The sequence below is a fragment of the Variovorax sp. LjRoot175 genome (genome assembly GCF_964253805.1).
GTDB lineage: Bacteria > Pseudomonadota > Gammaproteobacteria > Burkholderiales > Burkholderiaceae_C > Variovorax.
This window is the reverse complement of sequence record NZ_CAXURY020000001.1, coordinates 3,845,242-3,859,516: the sequence shown is the minus strand read 5'-3', so window position 1 is coordinate 3,859,516 and position 14,275 is coordinate 3,845,242. Positions and strand designations below refer to the sequence as shown.

Annotated in this window: 14 protein-coding genes and 2 tRNA genes; 11 read left to right on the top strand and 5 right to left on the bottom strand. The window is 65.9% G+C overall.

Annotated elements, in window-relative coordinates:
* Window positions 1-28: 28 nt before the first annotated feature.
* The 3 genes from ACSQ89_RS19125 to earP form a co-directional block, all read right to left on the bottom strand.
* Window positions 29-805, bottom strand: coding sequence for a crotonase/enoyl-CoA hydratase family protein (locus ACSQ89_RS19125; RefSeq protein ID WP_436296342.1), 777 nt, complete (start codon window positions 803-805; stop codon window positions 29-31).
* A gap of 61 nt (window positions 806-866) precedes the next feature.
* Complete coding sequence (gene efp, locus ACSQ89_RS19120) at window positions 867-1,421, bottom strand: elongation factor P (protein ID WP_093109866.1); 555 nt, start codon at window positions 1,419-1,421, stop codon at window positions 867-869.
* A gap of 138 nt (window positions 1,422-1,559) precedes the next feature.
* Window positions 1,560-2,630, bottom strand: coding sequence for an elongation factor P maturation arginine rhamnosyltransferase EarP (gene earP / locus ACSQ89_RS19115; RefSeq protein ID WP_436291084.1), 1,071 nt, complete (start codon window positions 2,628-2,630; stop codon window positions 1,560-1,562).
* A 17-nt stretch (window positions 2,631-2,647) separates the two neighbouring features.
* Between earP and uvrC the strand changes: the two genes are divergently transcribed.
* The 3 genes from uvrC to ACSQ89_RS19100 are packed head-to-tail and all read left to right on the top strand — an operon-like array spanning window position 2,648 to window position 6,098.
* Window positions 2,648-4,609 (top strand): excinuclease ABC subunit UvrC, encoded by a 1,962-nt coding sequence (uvrC, locus tag ACSQ89_RS19110; RefSeq protein WP_093109864.1) that lies wholly within the window; start codon window positions 2,648-2,650, stop codon window positions 4,607-4,609.
* A 44-nt stretch (window positions 4,610-4,653) separates the two neighbouring features.
* A complete protein-coding gene (gene pgsA, locus ACSQ89_RS19105; RefSeq protein WP_436291085.1) occupies window positions 4,654-5,220 on the top strand; it encodes a CDP-diacylglycerol--glycerol-3-phosphate 3-phosphatidyltransferase in 567 nt (188 codons plus the stop codon).
* Window positions 5,217-6,098 carry a DMT family transporter gene (locus tag ACSQ89_RS19100; protein WP_093109862.1) on the top strand — a complete coding sequence of 294 codons (882 nt, stop codon included), beginning with the start codon at window positions 5,217-5,219 and terminating at the stop codon, window positions 6,096-6,098. The genes pgsA and ACSQ89_RS19100 overlap by 4 nt, the downstream gene beginning before the upstream one ends.
* An 88-nt stretch (window positions 6,099-6,186) precedes the next feature.
* On the opposite strand, the gene ACSQ89_RS19095 is transcribed toward ACSQ89_RS19100, so the two are convergent.
* Window positions 6,187-7,131, bottom strand: a complete 945-nt coding sequence (locus ACSQ89_RS19095; protein ID WP_436291086.1) for a LysR substrate-binding domain-containing protein — start codon at window positions 7,129-7,131, stop codon at window positions 6,187-6,189.
* A 74-nt stretch (window positions 7,132-7,205) separates the two neighbouring features.
* Between ACSQ89_RS19095 and ACSQ89_RS19090 the strand changes: the two genes are divergently transcribed.
* From ACSQ89_RS19090 to ACSQ89_RS19060, 7 genes are all read left to right on the top strand, one after another.
* Window positions 7,206-8,096 carry an alpha/beta fold hydrolase gene (locus tag ACSQ89_RS19090; protein ID WP_436296341.1) on the top strand — a complete coding sequence of 297 codons (891 nt, stop codon included), beginning with the start codon at window positions 7,206-7,208 and terminating at the stop codon, window positions 8,094-8,096.
* 3 nt (window positions 8,097-8,099) lie between these two features.
* The gene (locus tag ACSQ89_RS19085; protein WP_436291088.1) at window positions 8,100-9,185 is read left to right on the top strand and encodes a tartrate dehydrogenase; all 1,086 of its coding nucleotides are present in this window, start codon (window positions 8,100-8,102) and stop codon (window positions 9,183-9,185) included.
* A 228-nt stretch (window positions 9,186-9,413) separates the two neighbouring features.
* Window positions 9,414-9,686, top strand: coding sequence for an HU family DNA-binding protein (locus ACSQ89_RS19080; protein ID WP_007830705.1), 273 nt, complete (start codon window positions 9,414-9,416; stop codon window positions 9,684-9,686).
* Between the two features lie 17 nt (window positions 9,687-9,703).
* Window positions 9,704-9,779: transfer RNA gene (locus tag ACSQ89_RS19075), tRNA-Val, on the top strand.
* A gap of 74 nt (window positions 9,780-9,853) precedes the next feature.
* On the top strand, window positions 9,854-11,767 hold the full coding sequence (locus ACSQ89_RS19070; protein ID WP_436291089.1) for a SurA N-terminal domain-containing protein: 1,914 nt from the start codon (window positions 9,854-9,856) through the stop codon (window positions 11,765-11,767).
* A 30-nt stretch (window positions 11,768-11,797) separates the two neighbouring features.
* Window positions 11,798-11,873 (top strand) — tRNA-His (locus ACSQ89_RS19065).
* Between the two features lie 119 nt (window positions 11,874-11,992).
* Window positions 11,993-12,331 (top strand): H-NS histone family protein, encoded by a 339-nt coding sequence (locus tag ACSQ89_RS19060; RefSeq protein ID WP_093109857.1) that lies wholly within the window; start codon window positions 11,993-11,995, stop codon window positions 12,329-12,331.
* Between the two features lie 66 nt (window positions 12,332-12,397).
* Here ACSQ89_RS19060 and ACSQ89_RS19055 read toward each other — a convergent pair whose 3' ends face one another.
* The gene (locus tag ACSQ89_RS19055; protein ID WP_093109856.1) at window positions 12,398-13,384 is read right to left on the bottom strand and encodes an NADPH:quinone oxidoreductase family protein; all 987 of its coding nucleotides are present in this window, start codon (window positions 13,382-13,384) and stop codon (window positions 12,398-12,400) included.
* 126 nt (window positions 13,385-13,510) lie between these two features.
* On the opposite strand from ACSQ89_RS19055, the gene surE reads away from it, so the two are divergent.
* Entirely contained in the window at window positions 13,511-14,275 is a 765-nt protein-coding gene (surE, locus tag ACSQ89_RS19050; protein WP_093109855.1) for a 5'/3'-nucleotidase SurE, read from the top strand.

Here is a 14,275-nt window from a genome sequence, read left to right as displayed (position 1 = left end):
GTTTTTCTTGGATTGTGCGCGCGGTCGCTCAGAACCGGCCGTGCCGGCCCGCGCCGCCGACGAAGCGGGCCGCGCCGGCCGCACCCTCGGTGGCGACGATCGGTGCGCCCAGTCGGCCTTCCTGCTGCAAGGCTTGGGCCAGGGGCAGGTCCCACTGGGCATATGCGGATGCGCGGTCGGCCAGCATGCATTGCTGCGGAAAGGCCGCCAGTTCGCGCGCAAGCTGTTCAGCCGTCTGCCGCGCGCCGCCGTCGGGCACCACGCGATTGACCAGGCCCATGGCGCGCGCTTCGCTGGCGGCCACGGCCCGGCCGGTAAGGATCAGGTCCAGCGCCCGCCCCATGCCGACGATGCGCGGCAGCCGCACGGTGCCGCCGTCGATCAGCGGCACGCCCCAGCGGCGGCAGAACACGCCGAGCACGGCGCTGTCTTCGGCCACGCGCAGGTCGGCCAGCAGGGCGAGTTCGAGGCCGCCGGCCACGGCATGGCCGCTGATGGCGGCGACGAGCGGTTTGGCCAGTGCCATGCGCGTCGGCCCCATCGGTCCGGTGCCGCCGCCTTCGGGATCCACCTCGTTGCGGCGCGCCGGGTCGTTCACCGCGCTCAGGTCGGCGCCGGCGCAGAACACGCCGTGTTCGCCCCAGAGCACCGCCACGCGTTGGCTGTCGTCGGCCTCGAAGCGCTCGAAGGCCTCGCGCAGCTGCCTTGCCATCTCACGGTCCACCGCATTGCGCTGCCGCGGGCGGCTCATGACGATGGTGCTGACGGGGCCGTCGATCTCGGTGCGAACAGAAGCTGTGCTCATGGCACGAAGCGTACGCAAAAAAGGCTCCCTCGGGAGCCTTCCTTGTCGGCGCAGCAGGCGTTTAGACGCGTTTGCGGTATTCGCCGGTGCGGGTGTCGATTTCGATGCGGTCGCCCTGGGCAACGAACAGCGGCACGCCGATCTCGAAACCGGTTGCGATCTTGGCCGGCTTCATGACCTTGCCCGAGGTGTCGCCCTTGACGGCCGGTTCGGTCCAGGTGATTTCGCGCTCGACGCTGGTCGGCAGTTCGACCGAGATCGCCTTGCCGTCGTAGAACACCACTTCGACCGGCATACCATCTTCGAGGTAATTGAGCGAGTCGCCCATGTTCTCGGCTTCGACTTCATACTGGTTGTACTCGGTGTCCATGCAGACGTACATCGGGTCGGCGAAGTAGGAGTAGGTGCACTCCTTCTTGTCGAGCACGATCTGCTCCATCTTGTCGTCGGCCTTGAACACGACTTCGGTGTTGAAGTTGGCGATCAGGCTCTTGAGCTTCATGCGCACGGTTGCGGAGTTGCGGCCGCCGCGGCTGTATTCGGTCTTGAGGACGACCATCGGGTCTTTGCCGTGCATGATCACGTTGCCGGCGCGGATTTCTTGAGCGATTTTCATAATCAGGGTCTCTGGATGTTGGCCGCTCGGTGTGCCATCGGGTTCGTATATCCCTTTGACACATTCACCGCGGCGGGTTCAGCGGAAGGTGCGGCAAACGGGGCTGACCCCGGCCGGAAATCCGCAAAGCCCACAATTTTAGCTTTTTTGGGCGACGAAGCGCAGCAAGCGGGTCAGAAGATCATCCTGCGCGAGCAGGCACGCGCGCGCGGCGGCGCAGGCGGCGCCCCAGGACGCCAGCGCCGCATCGTCCAGCGCCGGCAGTTCGCCCTCGGCCATCCCGTTCCACAGGTGGTGGACGCGGCGCAACGAAGGCGGGGCTTCCAGCCAGTCGAGGAAGGCGCCCAGCTTGGTGTGGTGGGCGTCGTCGTCCTGCGCATAGATCTGCCAGACGAAGGGCGACCCGGCCCAGAGAGCCCGCACCAGCGAGTCTTCGCCGCGCACGAAATTCAGGTCGCAGGCCCAGAGCAGGTGGTCGAAGTCGGTCTGCGGCAGATGCGGCAGCCAGGTGATGGAAAGCGCGCCGCGCCGGGCCGGGCCCGGCGGCAGGGCACGGGCCGCGCGGCCGGCGGTCACCAGCAGGTGCGTGGGCTCGCCGGCGCTCTCGAACTGCGCGAGCAGTGCATCGAGGGCCAGTGGCTCGTAGCAGAACAGGCAGACAAGGCGCTCGCCGTGCCATGCGATGCCCTGCTGCGCGAGCCAGGCGGCGCGGTCGAAGCGCTGGCGGCGTTCGAGCAGGTCCCCTTCGCGCAGCAGCCCGCCGGTCGCGGGCGTGAAGCCGGGGTAGAAGAAGTGCTTGGTCAGGCTGGTACCTGGCCCCTTGAACACGGGGGAGGGCAGGCCGTGCAGGCGCTCGACATAGGGTTCGGCCGAAAGGTATTCGAGATTGATCCACACGCGGCGTGCGCCGCCCGGGCGCACGGGCTCGGCAAAACGCGCGATCAGCTCGGGCTCGGGATCGCAGCCGAAGGCCTCGATCAGCACATCCGGCGGCGGGCCGGCGGCGGCCCGTTGCGCGGCATCCCTGCTGTTCCAGGTGACGATTTCGACGCCCTTGCATCCCCCCGGCGCCATCCAGGCCAGCGCCGACGGGTCGTCGATCCATAGCCGCACCGTTTCGCCCCCGGCGGCGAGTCCGCGGGCCAGCCGCCAGCAGACGCCGGCGTCGCCGTGGTTGTCGATGACCTTGCAGAAGATGTCCCAGCGCATCGCGAGATACTCTACAGATGTCCGAGACGCATTCCGATCAACTGCTCAGCGAGGTGGCGGCACTGCCGCAACTGCCGGGCGTCTACCGCTACTTCGACGCGGCAGGCGCCGTGCTGTACGTGGGCAAGGCGCGCAATCTCAAGAAGCGCGTCGCCAACTACTTTCAGAAGAACCACGCCGGCACGCGCATCGGCCACATGATCTCGAAGATCGCCCGCATGGAGACCACGGTGGTGCGCTCCGAGGCCGAGGCGCTGCTGCTCGAGAACAACCTGATCAAGACGCTCAAGCCGCGCTACAACATCCTGTTTCGCGACGACAAGAGCTACCCCTATCTCAAGATCGCATCGCACACCTTCCCGCGCCTGGCCTACTACCGCGGCGCGGTCGATCGCAAGCATCGCTACTTCGGCCCGTACCCGAGCGCCTGGGCGGTGAAGGAGTCGATCCAGCTGCTGCAGAAGGTGTTCAAGCTGCGCACTTGCGAAGACACCGTCTACGCCAACCGCACGCGGCCCTGCCTGCTCTACCAGATCAAGCGCTGCACCGGCCCCTGCGTGGGCTACATCACGCCCGAGGCCTATGCGCAGGACGTGGCCAACGCCGAGGCCTTCCTGATGGGCGACACGCAGGCCGTGCTCACCCAGCTCGAGGCACGCATGATGGCGCACGCCGAAAAGCTGGAATTCGAGCAGGCGGCCGAGCTGCGCAACCAGATGTCGGCGCTGTCGCGCGTGCTGCACCAGCAATCGGTCGAGATCGCCTCCGACAAGGACGTCGACATCCTGGCGGTCAAGGTGCAGGGCGGCAAGGCCTGCGTCAACCTCGCGATGGTGCGCGGCGGCCGGCACCTGGGCGATCGCGCTTACTTCCCGGTGCACGTCGAAGACGCGACGCAGATCCAGCATGGCGAGAGCGCCATGGAAGGCGAGGAGGCCGCGCCGCCCGCCGAATCGGTCGAGGTGCAGGTGCTCGAGGCCTTCATCGCGCAGCACTACATCGATGTGCCGGTGCCGCCAACGCTGGTGTTGAGCGAGCTCGTGAGCCGCGAGCTGATCGAGGCGGTCGCCCAGCAGGCCGGCACCCGCGTCACGGCGGTGTTCCAGCCGCGCGAGCAGCGCCGGCACTGGCTCGAAATGGCGCAGACGAATGCCGGCCTCCAGCTCGCACGCCTGCTCGCCGAGGAGGGCTCGCAGCAGGCGCGCACGCGCGCGCTGGTCGATGCGCTGGAACTCGCGCCGGACGAGCTCGACAACTTCCGCGTCGAATGCTTCGACATCTCGCACACCGCCGGCGAGGCGACCCAGGCCTCGTGCGTGGTGTTCGAGCACCACACGATGCAGAACCGCGAGTACCGCCGCTACAACATCGAGGGCATCACGCCCGGCGACGACTATGCGGCGATGCGCCAGGTGCTGCATCGCCGCTACGGCAAGCTGGCCGAGGCGATGGCAGCGGAGACGGACGCGCCACCTGCCGGCGACGCAGGCGGCGTCGGCACCGATGCGCGGCCGGGCACGCGGGCGGCGCGCATGCCCGACCTGGTGCTGGTCGACGGCGGCAAGGGCCAGGTGTCGATGGCGCGCGAGGTCTTCGGCGAGCTGGGTCTGCCGCTGTCGCTGATCGTCGGCGTGGAGAAGGGCGAGGGCCGCAAGGTCGGGCTCGAAGAGCTGGTGTTCGCCGACGGCCGCGAGAAGGTCTACCTCGGTCGCGATTCGGCGGCGCTGATGCTGGTCGCGCAGATCCGCGACGAGGCGCACCGCTTCGCGATCACCGGCATGCGCGCCAAGCGGGCCAAGGTGCGGGTGGGCGGCAGCCAGCTGGAAGACATCCCGGGCATCGGCCCCAAGCGGCGCGCGCGCCTGCTGCAGCGCTTTGGCGGCATTCGCGGGGTGGCGGCGGCCAGCGTGGAAGACATCGCCTCGGTCGACGGCATCGCGTTCGATCTGGCCGAAGAGATCTATCGCGCGCTGCATTGACCGTCGACTCGAAGGCATACCTGCCCCGTGACACAATCGCCGCAATGTTCTGGACGCTCCCAACGATCATGACCTGGACGCGCATCGTCGCGATTCCGCTGATCGTGGGCGTGTTCTACCTGCCGCTGGCAGAGCCGATGCGCAACCTCATCGCCACGGTGATGTTCGTCGTGTTCGCCGCGACCGACTGGCTCGACGGCTTTCTGGCGCGCAGGCTCAACCAGACCTCGGCCTTCGGTGCCTTCCTCGATCCGGTGGCCGACAAGTTCCTCGTGTGCGCCTCGCTGCTCGTGCTGGTGCATCTGAACCGCGCCGACGTGTTCGTGGCGCTGATCATCATCGGCCGCGAGATCGCCATTTCCGCCTTGCGCGAATGGATGGCGCAGATCGGCGCCGGCAAGAGCGTGGCGGTCCACATGATCGGCAAGATCAAGACCGTGGTGCAGATGGTCGCGATCCCTTTCCTGCTTTTCAACGGCACCTTGTTCGGCCTGATCGACACCGGGGCCTGGGGGCAATGGCTGATCTGGATCTCGGCCGTGCTCACGGTCTGGTCGATGGTGTATTACCTGCAGAAGGCCATTCCCGAAATCCGGGCCCGCGCGAAATGACGGGCACAGCCCGGCCGTCGGGTTGGCTGCGCGCCATGCCCGCGGTCTTCGTGCTCATCTGGAGCACCGGCTTCATCGTCGCGCGCTATGGCATGCCCTATGCCCCGCCGCTCAAGTTTCTGGCGGTGCGATATGCGCTGTCGGTGTTCTGCTTCCTCATCTGGGTGCGGCTCGCGCGCGCGAACTGGCCGGAACAGCGCACGCAGTGGCGGCACCTCGTGGTCACCGGCGTGCTGATGCAGGCGGGCTACCTCGGCGGCGTCTGGGCTGCGGTCCGGGCCGGCATGGGCTCGGGGCTCGTCGCCTTGCTGGTCGGCATTCAGCCGGTGCTCACCGCCGTCTGGTTGTCCATGTGGGGCGGCTCGATCACGCGCCGCCAGTGGGCCGGACTGGCCCTGGGCTTCGCAGGCCTGGTGCTGGTGGTGTCGCGCAAGTTCGGCGAGGGCGGGGAGGTGAGTGCGATGACCATGGGCCTGGCGCTGATGGCGCTGTTCTCCATCACGGCCGGCACGCTGTACCAGAAGCGCTTTGTCGCACCTTGCGACGTGCGGTGCGCGGGCGCCATCCAGCTCGCCGCTGCCCTGATCGTCACGATGCCCTTCGCGGCGTTGGAATCCGACAGCATCCAGTGGAACCTGTACTCGGGCGGCGCGATGGCCTGGTCGGTGCTGGCGCTGTCGCTGGGCGGCAGCTCGCTGCTCTACATGTTGATCCAGCGCGGCACCGCGACGGCGGTCACGAGCCTGCTCTATCTCGTGCCACCGTGCACCGCGGTAATGGCATGGCTTCTCTTCGCGGAGCCGATCACGGCGATGACCTTGGCAGGCATTGCGATGACGGCCATCGGCGTGAGCCTGGTCGTGCGCGGGGAAAGGTAACCGGCTCCCACGCTCCGTCACTGCGTGTACTCGCTGCCCCCCCGAGGGGGCCGCAGGCCGCCTTGGGGCGGCCCGGCGTCGGCCTGACTCAGCGCGAACGCTTGCCCTCGGGTTTCCACGGCTCGCCGCGAAAGCGTTCGATCAGGAAGTCGACCAGGACGCGCACTCGTTTTGGTGTCTTCGGGCGCCAGGGTGCGATCCACTGGATGTCGGCGTCCGGCATCGCGAACTGCGGCAGCAGTTGCACCAGTTCGCCCGATGCGAGCTGCGGGGCGATGTCCCACAGGCTGCGCAGCATGATGCCCTGGCCGGCGAGGCACCAGTCGCGCACCATCTCACCCGAATTGCTCGACAGCGGGCCGCGCACGCGCACACGCGCCGTGCTGCCGTCCCTGACGTGACGCAGCGTCCAGAGCGCGGCCTCCCGTTCGCTGCCGTCGCCGTTCTCCCGCGCCACCAGGCAGTCGTGCGCGGCCAGCGCGGCGAGATCCGCGGGCTTGTCACGCCGCTCGAGGTAGCTCGGCGCTGCGGCCAGCACGCGCTGATTGCGCGCGATCCTGCGTGTGACCCAGTCGCCGGCGTGGCGACGCTGCACCGGCCACAGCCAGAGCGCGCCGTCGTGGCCTTCGGCGCCGAGGTCGGGGAGTTGCTCCATCAGCTGCAACTGGAACTGCAGCGCGGGGTGCTGCTCGCGAAAAGCCGCGAGCGCGGGGCCGAGCCAGCGCCGGCCGAAACCGAAAGTCGCAACAAGGCGGATCGTGCCGGCCAGCTCGTTTTGGCGCTCGCCGAGCTCGTTCTCGAGCGCCGCAAAGCCGGCCAGCAGGCTCTTGGCATGCAGGCACACGGCTTCGCCTTCGGCGGTGAGGTTGAGCCGGCGCGTGGTGCGATCGAACAGGCGCTGGCCGAGCCGTGCCTCGAGCGCCCCGAGCCGCTTGGTGACGACGGAGGGCACGACGTCCAGCGCCGCCGCCGCGCCCGCGAGGCTGCCGCGATCGCGGATGGCGATCACCAGTTCCAGGTCTCCACGGTCCATTACTGCCATTTTGGAAAGTATCAATTGGCTGATTGTTGCTTGATGCTGTGCGGCACGCAACGCACAATCGACCCGTGTTCACTTCGTTCTCCACCTTCGACCTGTCGCGCAACGGCGTGCGATTGCACGGCCGCATCGGCGGACACGGCGCGCCGCTGCTGCTGCTTCATGGCCACCCGCAGACGCATGCGATCTGGCATCGCACGGCCCCGGCGCTGGTGGAGCAGTTCACGGTCGTCATGGTCGATCTGCGCGGCTATGGCGATTCGGGCCGCCCTGCGGCGGATGCGGACCACGCGCACTACAGCAAGCGCGAGATGGCGCTCGATGCGCTGTATGCCATGCAGCAGCACGGCTTCTCACGCTTCGGCGTGCTGGCGCACGACCGCGGCGCTCGAGTGGCGCACCGGCTCGCGGCGGATCATGCGCAGGCGGTCGAACGGCTCATGCTGCTCGACATCGCACCGACCCTCGCGATGTACCAGAACACCTCGGAGGCCTTTGCGCGCGCCTACTGGCACTGGTTCTTCCTGATCCAGCCGCCGCCCTTGCCCGAAGCGCTGATCGAGTCCGATCCGGTGCGCTACGTTCGCAGCGTCATGGGCAGCCGTCATGCCGGTCTCGCGCCCTTTGCACCCGAGGCCTTGGCCGAGTACGAGCGGTGTGCTGCGATCGAGGGCACCGCGCGAGGTATCTGCGAGGACTACCGGGCCTCGGCCACGATCGATCTCGAACACGATCGCGCGGACATCGCCGCCGGCCTCAAGCTGACCCAGCCGCTGCGCGTGCTGTGGGGCGAGCATGGCGCGGTGGGCCGCTGGTTCGACGTGCTCTCGCTGTGGCGCGAACGCGCCGTCGACGTGTCGGGCGCGACCTTGCCTTGCGGTCACTACATTCCCGAGGAGGCGCCGCGCGAGCTGCTGGCCGAGGCGCTGTCTTTCTTCAACACCACTCCAAGGATCTGAGACATGAGCACGCAACGAATCGCAGTCATCGCCGGCGACGGCATCGGCAAGGAAACGATGCCTGAAGGACTGCGTGTGCTCGATGCCGCGGCACGCAAGTTCGGCATCGATCTTCATTTCGACCATTTCGATTTTTCGAGCTGGGACTACTGCGAGAAGCACGGCAAGATGCTGCCCGACGACTGGAAGGATCAGATCGGCGGGCACGACGCCATCTACTTCGGCGCGGTCGGCTGGCCCGAGAAGATTCCGGACCATGTCTCGCTCTGGGGCTCCCTGCTGCTGTTTCGCCGCGAGTTCGACCAGTACATCAACCTGCGTCCCGCGCGCCTGATGCCGGGCATCGTGGCGCCGGTGGTCCGGCGGGACGGTACGCCGCGGCAGCCCGGCGAGATCGACATGTACATCGTGCGCGAGAACACCGAGGGCGAGTACTCGAGCATCGGCGGGCGCATGTACGAGGGAACGGCGCGCGAGATCGTCGTCCAGGAGACCGTGATGTCGCGCGTCGGCGTGGACCGTGTGCTCAAGTTCGCCTTCGAGCTCGCGCAATCGCGACCGAAGAAGCACCTCACCAGCGCGACCAAATCCAACGGCATCTCGATCACCATGCCGTACTGGGACGAGCGCGTCGCCGCGATGGCGAAGAGCTATCCGGGTGTCAAGCTCGACAAGTTCCACATCGACATCCTGACGGCGCACTTCGTGCAGCGTCCCGACTTCTTCGATGTCGTGGTGGCGAGCAATCTGTTCGGCGACATCCTGTCCGACCTCGGACCCGCATGCACCGGCACGATCGGCATCGCGCCGAGCGCGAACCTCAATCCGGATCGCACCACGCCCTCGCTGTTCGAGCCGGTGCACGGCTCGGCGCCGGACATCGCCGGCACGGGCATCGCCAATCCGATCGGGCAGATCTGGTGCGGCGCGATGATGCTGGAGTTCCTGGGCCACAAGGCTGCGCATGACGCCATCCTGGCAGCGATCGAGAAAGTACTGGCGCCGGCGAGCGGCGCACCGCGTACGCCTGACATCGGCGGCAGCGCGGGCACGACTGACCTGGGTCGTGCGGTCGCACAAGCGCTCTGAAAAGAGCCGGCGCAAAACACCACTAAAATCGCGGTCCTCGCTGGATTGCGCGGCTGAGTGTCGTATTGACACCCCGTGGACCAGTGGTTGTAATCCTTGTCGGCAGTGCGCTGCCGGCGCGTCAGAACTGCCATCCTTTTTCATTCGTCACACCCCATGGCACCGTCATGGGGCCGGCATTGTTTCTGACGTTACCTGATCAACAATTTTTTCCTGCAAGGGGTCCTTGTGAACAAAACCGAACTGATTGAGCACATCGCAAAAAACGCCGATATCTCCAAAGCCGCTGCCACGCGCGCACTTGAATCGACCATCGGCGCCATTCGTACCACGCTCAAAAAGGGCGGTTCCGTATCGCTCGTCGGTTTCGGCACCTTTGCAGTCGGCAAACGCGCTGCGCGCACGGGCCGCAATCCGCGCACCGGCGACGCGATTAAAATCAAGGCCGCCAAGATCCCGAAGTTCCGTCCCGGCAAGGCGCTCAAAGACGCGCTGAACTGAGACACTGGTTCCCGGTGGGGTGCTTAGCTCAGCTGGTAGAGCGGCGCCCTTACAAGGCGTAGGTCGGGGGTTCGAACCCCTCAGCACCCACCACCCGATGCAAAGGCGAACACTCAGTTCGCCTTTTTTGTTTGCTGTTTCGTTCATCCCGCAGAGAGTGTCCAAGCATGTTTGATTCCTTCCGCAAGTACAACAAGGTCATCATGGCGCTCTTGTTCTTGCTGATCATTCCGTCCTTTGTGCTGTTCGGCGTGGATCGCTACCAGGGCGGCGGCCAAGGGGAGAAGGTTGCACGCGTAGACGGCACCGACATCACGCGGCCGGAATGGGATGCGCAGCACCGCAACGAAGTCGACAGGATCCGGCAGCAGGCACCCAACATCGAACCGGGCTTGCTCGATTCGGACGCTGCCCGCTACGCGACCCTGGAGCGGATGGTGCGCGACCGCGTGCTCGCGGCAGCCGCTTCCAAATCGAACATGACGGTGTCCGAAGAGCGGCTCGCGCGCTTGTTCGCCGAAGATACGGGCCTGGCTTCTTTCCGTACGGCCGACGGCAAGTTCGATCGCGAGCGCTTCATGCGTGCGACGGGCCGCACACCCGAGCAGTACGAAGCCTCGGTGCGCGCCGATCTGGCAACGCAGCAGGTGCTGCTGGGCATTTCGGGAACGGCATTCGCCACGCCCGCCCAGGCAGCGGCCACGCTCAATGCGTTCTATGACCGCCGCGAAGTGCAGGTCGCACGCTTCAACCCGGGTGACTTCGCAGCAAAGGTCAGCGTGAGCGATGCCGACCTCGAGGCCTATTACAAGCAGCATGTCGCGCTATTCCAGGTGCCCGAACAGGCGAGCATCGAATACCTGGTGCTCGACCTCGAAGCGGCGAAGAAGAACATCGCGATCAACGAGGCCGATCTGCGCAGCTATTACGATCAGAACGCCGCGCGCTTCGGTACCAAGGAAGAACGCCGTGCCAGCCACATCCTGATCAGTGCGCCCGCGAGTGCGCCCGCTGCCGAGCGCGAGAAGGCGCGTGCGAAGGCGCAGCAGCTGCTGGCCGAAGTCAAGAAGGCGCCTGGCACTTTCGCCGACCTCGCGCGCAAGAATTCGCAAGATCCCGGATCGGCGGAAAAGGGCGGCGACCTCGATTTCGTGACGCGCGGCGCCATGGTCAAGCCTTTCGAGGATGCGATGTTCGCGCTCAAGAAAGGCGAGGTCAGCGATGTCGTCGAAACCGAGTTCGGCTATCACATCATCCAGCTCAACGACATCAAGCCCGCGGTGATACAGCCCTTCGAGCAGGCGCGCGCCGCCATCGAGAACGAAGTGCGCGGCCAACAGGCCACGCAGGAGTTCGCCAAGGCGGCCGAGAGTTTTACCGACATCGTCTACCAGCAGCCCGACAGCCTGAAGCCGGCCGCCGACAAGTTGAAGCTCACCATCCAGACCGCGAGCAAGATCGGCCGCATGCCGGCGCCGGGCGCCGCGGGCGCGCTGGCAAGCCGCAACTTCCTGAACGCGCTGTTTGCCGCCGATTCGCTTGAGCGCAAGCACAACACCGAGGCGATCGAGATCGGGCCCAACCAGCTCGCATCGGGGCGCGTGACGCAATACAGCCCTGCTCGGGCGTTGCCTTTCGAAGAGGTCAAGGACAAGGTTCGTACGCAGCTTGTCGCCGAGCGCGCAGCCGCGCTCGCCAAGGCCGAGGGCGAAGCCAAGCTCGCGGCGTGGCAAGCCAAGCCGGCCGACGCGAGCCTTGGTGGGCCGGTGACGGTTTCGCGGCTCGAGACCCAGTCGCAGCCGGCGCCTGCCATCGAGAGCGCATTGCGGGCCGATCCGGCCAAGCTTCCTTCACTGGTTGGCGTCGATCTCGGCGCACAGGGCTATGCCGTTGTGCGCGTCAACAAGACGGTGCCGCGGACGCCGTCCGCACCCGAGGCGGCGCAGCAGGAGACGCAGCAGGTCGCCCAGGCCGTGGCCGCGGCGGAGAATGCGGCGTACTACGACATGCTGAAGAGCAGGTTCAAGGCGCAGATCCTGGTGCCGAAACCGGTGGATCCGATCGTTGTCGGCGGGCGCTAGTTTTTTGCCGCTACAATTGCAGGCTCTGTGGTGGCTGTAGCTCAGCTGGTAGAGTCCCAGATTGTGATTCTGGTCGTCGTGGGTTCGAGTCCCATCAGCCACCCCAAACCCCTTTGACATAAAGCGCCGATCATTCGATCGGCGCTTTTTTTTTGGAGTTGCCTCACTTGCGGCAATTGGGATTTGAATTAGAATTTTTACTTTCCAATTCGGAGGATTTCACCGATGGCCTCAACCCTTGCCGACATCAATTCCCAGATCAAGAAGCACGACGAGCAGATTGCGCAATTGCGCAAACAAGCCGAGGAGCTGCGCAATCAGGAGCGCGCGGGTGTCATCGAGGAACTGCGCAAGAAGATCGCGGAATACGGTTTGACTGCGGCCGATCTGAAACTCGGCACGCGTGGCGGCAAGCGCAGTACGGGGGTGGTCACGATCAAGGCGGCTGCAAAGTATCGCAGTCCCACCGGTGAAACATGGTCGGGCGGGCGCGGGCGCAAGCCGCGCTGGATTACGGAGGCGCTGGCCGCCGGCAAGTCGCTGTCGGACTTCGAGATCAAGTAGACGGTTCGCTTGGTCCCTCGTAAAAAAGCCCGCATGTGCGGGCTTTTTTATTGTGTGTAGCAGGCCTTAGTTGACCATCACGAGCTTGCCTTTGACGCCGCGCGAACCCATGTGCGCGTAGGCGGCCTTCAACTCCGCCATCGGCATGGTGCGGTCTATCACCGGCTTGATCTTGCCTTGGCCGTACCACTTTGCCAATTCGGCCATCATCTGCGCATTGGCTTTGGGTTCGCGCTTGGCGAAATCCCCCCAGAACACGCCAACCAGCGACGCGCCTTTGAGCAGCATCAAATTCAATGGCAGCGAGGGAATGGGACCGGCGGCGAAGCCCACGACCAGATAGCGCCCGCGCCAACCGATCGAGCGGAATGCAGGCTCCGCGAAATCGCCGCCTACCGGGTCATAAATGACATCCGGACCCTTGCCGTCGGTTGCTGCCTTGATGGCTTCGCGAAAGCCATTGGGTAGCGCATGCGTCGTGTAGTTGATCGTGAGATCGGCGCCGATGGATTTGCAGAGCTCGCATTTTTCATCGGTGGACGCGGCAGCGATCACCTTGGCGCCGGCGGCCTTGGCGATCTGGATCGCTGCCGTCCCGACGCCGCCTGCCGCACCGAGCACCAGCAAGGTTTCGCCGGCCTTGAGCTGCGCCCTGTCCATCAACGCGTGCCACGATGTCGCGTAGATCATGATGAAAGCCGCCGCATCGACATGGCCGAAGCCCTCGGGCAGCGGCATGCAAAGGGCGGCCGGCGCCAGCGTGTGGGTGCCGAAGCCGCCGGTGCCGGAAAGACAGGCGACGTTCTGGCCGACCTTCAGATGAGTCACTCCGTCGCCGACCGCCGCTACCACCCCTGCATATTCAGACCCAGGCACGAAGGGCAGCGGCGGCTTGATCTGGTACTTGTTCTGCACGATGAGCAGATCGGGGAAGTTGAGGCTGGCAGCCTTGATTTCGATCAGCACCTGACCCGGGCCGGGGGTTGGCGTCGGCAGTTCTTTCCAGGTCAGGGCGTCGACGCCGGTGGGGTTTTCGCAGAGCCATGCGTGCATGCTCGTGTCTCCTTGAGGTAGGTCTCTGGGGCAATGAATCCGGGCCATGATAGGCGGGCTGGCAGGCCGGCATTGTCCCTGCCGTGACGCATGGGCCGCCTACAATCGCGCGCACTCACAGACGACATGAAGATACTTATTTCGAACGACGATGGCTTCCAGGCTCCCGGCATCGTTGCGCTGCACGATGCGCTGAAGGAGGTGGCGGAAGTCGAAGTGGTCGCGCCCGAGCACAACAACAGCGCCAAGTCGAACGCGCTCACGCTGGCGGCGCCGCTCTACGTGCACACCGCGCACAACGGCTTTCGCTACGTGACCGGCACGCCCGCCGACTGCGTGCACATCGCACTCAAGGGGCTGCTCGACTACCGGCCCGATCTGGTGGTTTCCGGCATCAACAACGGCGCCAACATGGGCGACGACACCATCTACTCGGGCACCGTCGGCGCTGCCATGGAGGCCTACCTGTTCGGCATTCCGGCGATCGCGTTCTCGCAGATCGAGAAGGGCTGGGCCCATGTCGACGCGGCGGCCCGCGCGGCCCGGCGGCTGGTGGAGCAGATCGAGCGCGAACGCATGCTCGAGAGCGGCGCATTTCTGCTCAACGTCAACATCCCGAATCTTCCCTTCGACAAGCTGAAATCGGTCAAGGTTTGCAGGCTGGGGCGCCGCCATGCAGCCGAAAAGGTCATTACGCAGGACAGCCCGCGCGGCGAGACCATGTACTGGATCGCGGGGGCGGGCGGCGCCAAGGATAGCGGCGAGGGCACCGACTTCCATGCGACGGCGGCCGGCCACATTGCGCTCACGCCCTTGCAGATCGACCTGACCGACCATGCCAACCTCGGCCAATGGCGCGAGACGGTGGCTCGCCTGGGCGAGCCGTCCTGA

Bases quoted from the DNA above. Each gene is read 5' to 3' on its own strand.
- ACSQ89_RS19125 (WP_436296342.1), bottom strand. From the start codon at position 805: ATGAGCACAGCTTCTGTTCGCACCGAGATCGACGGCCCCGTCAGCACC.
- efp (WP_093109866.1), bottom strand. From the start codon at position 1,421: ATGAAAATCGCTCAAGAAATCCGCGCCGGCAACGTGATCATGCACGGC.
- earP (WP_436291084.1), bottom strand. From the start codon at position 2,630: ATGCGCTGGGACATCTTCTGCAAGGTCATCGACAACCACGGCGACGCC.
- uvrC (WP_093109864.1), top strand. From the start codon at position 2,648: ATGTCCGAGACGCATTCCGATCAACTGCTCAGCGAGGTGGCGGCACTG.
- pgsA (WP_436291085.1), top strand. From the start codon at position 4,654: ATGTTCTGGACGCTCCCAACGATCATGACCTGGACGCGCATCGTCGCG.
- ACSQ89_RS19100 (WP_093109862.1), top strand. From the start codon at position 5,217: ATGACGGGCACAGCCCGGCCGTCGGGTTGGCTGCGCGCCATGCCCGCG.
- ACSQ89_RS19095 (WP_436291086.1), bottom strand. From the start codon at position 7,131: ATGGACCGTGGAGACCTGGAACTGGTGATCGCCATCCGCGATCGCGGC.
- ACSQ89_RS19085 (WP_436291088.1), top strand. From the start codon at position 8,100: ATGAGCACGCAACGAATCGCAGTCATCGCCGGCGACGGCATCGGCAAG.
- ACSQ89_RS19070 (WP_436291089.1), top strand. From the start codon at position 9,854: ATGTTTGATTCCTTCCGCAAGTACAACAAGGTCATCATGGCGCTCTTG.
- ACSQ89_RS19060 (WP_093109857.1), top strand. From the start codon at position 11,993: ATGGCCTCAACCCTTGCCGACATCAATTCCCAGATCAAGAAGCACGAC.
- ACSQ89_RS19055 (WP_093109856.1), bottom strand. From the start codon at position 13,384: ATGCACGCATGGCTCTGCGAAAACCCCACCGGCGTCGACGCCCTGACC.
- surE (WP_093109855.1), top strand. From the start codon at position 13,511: ATGAAGATACTTATTTCGAACGACGATGGCTTCCAGGCTCCCGGCATC.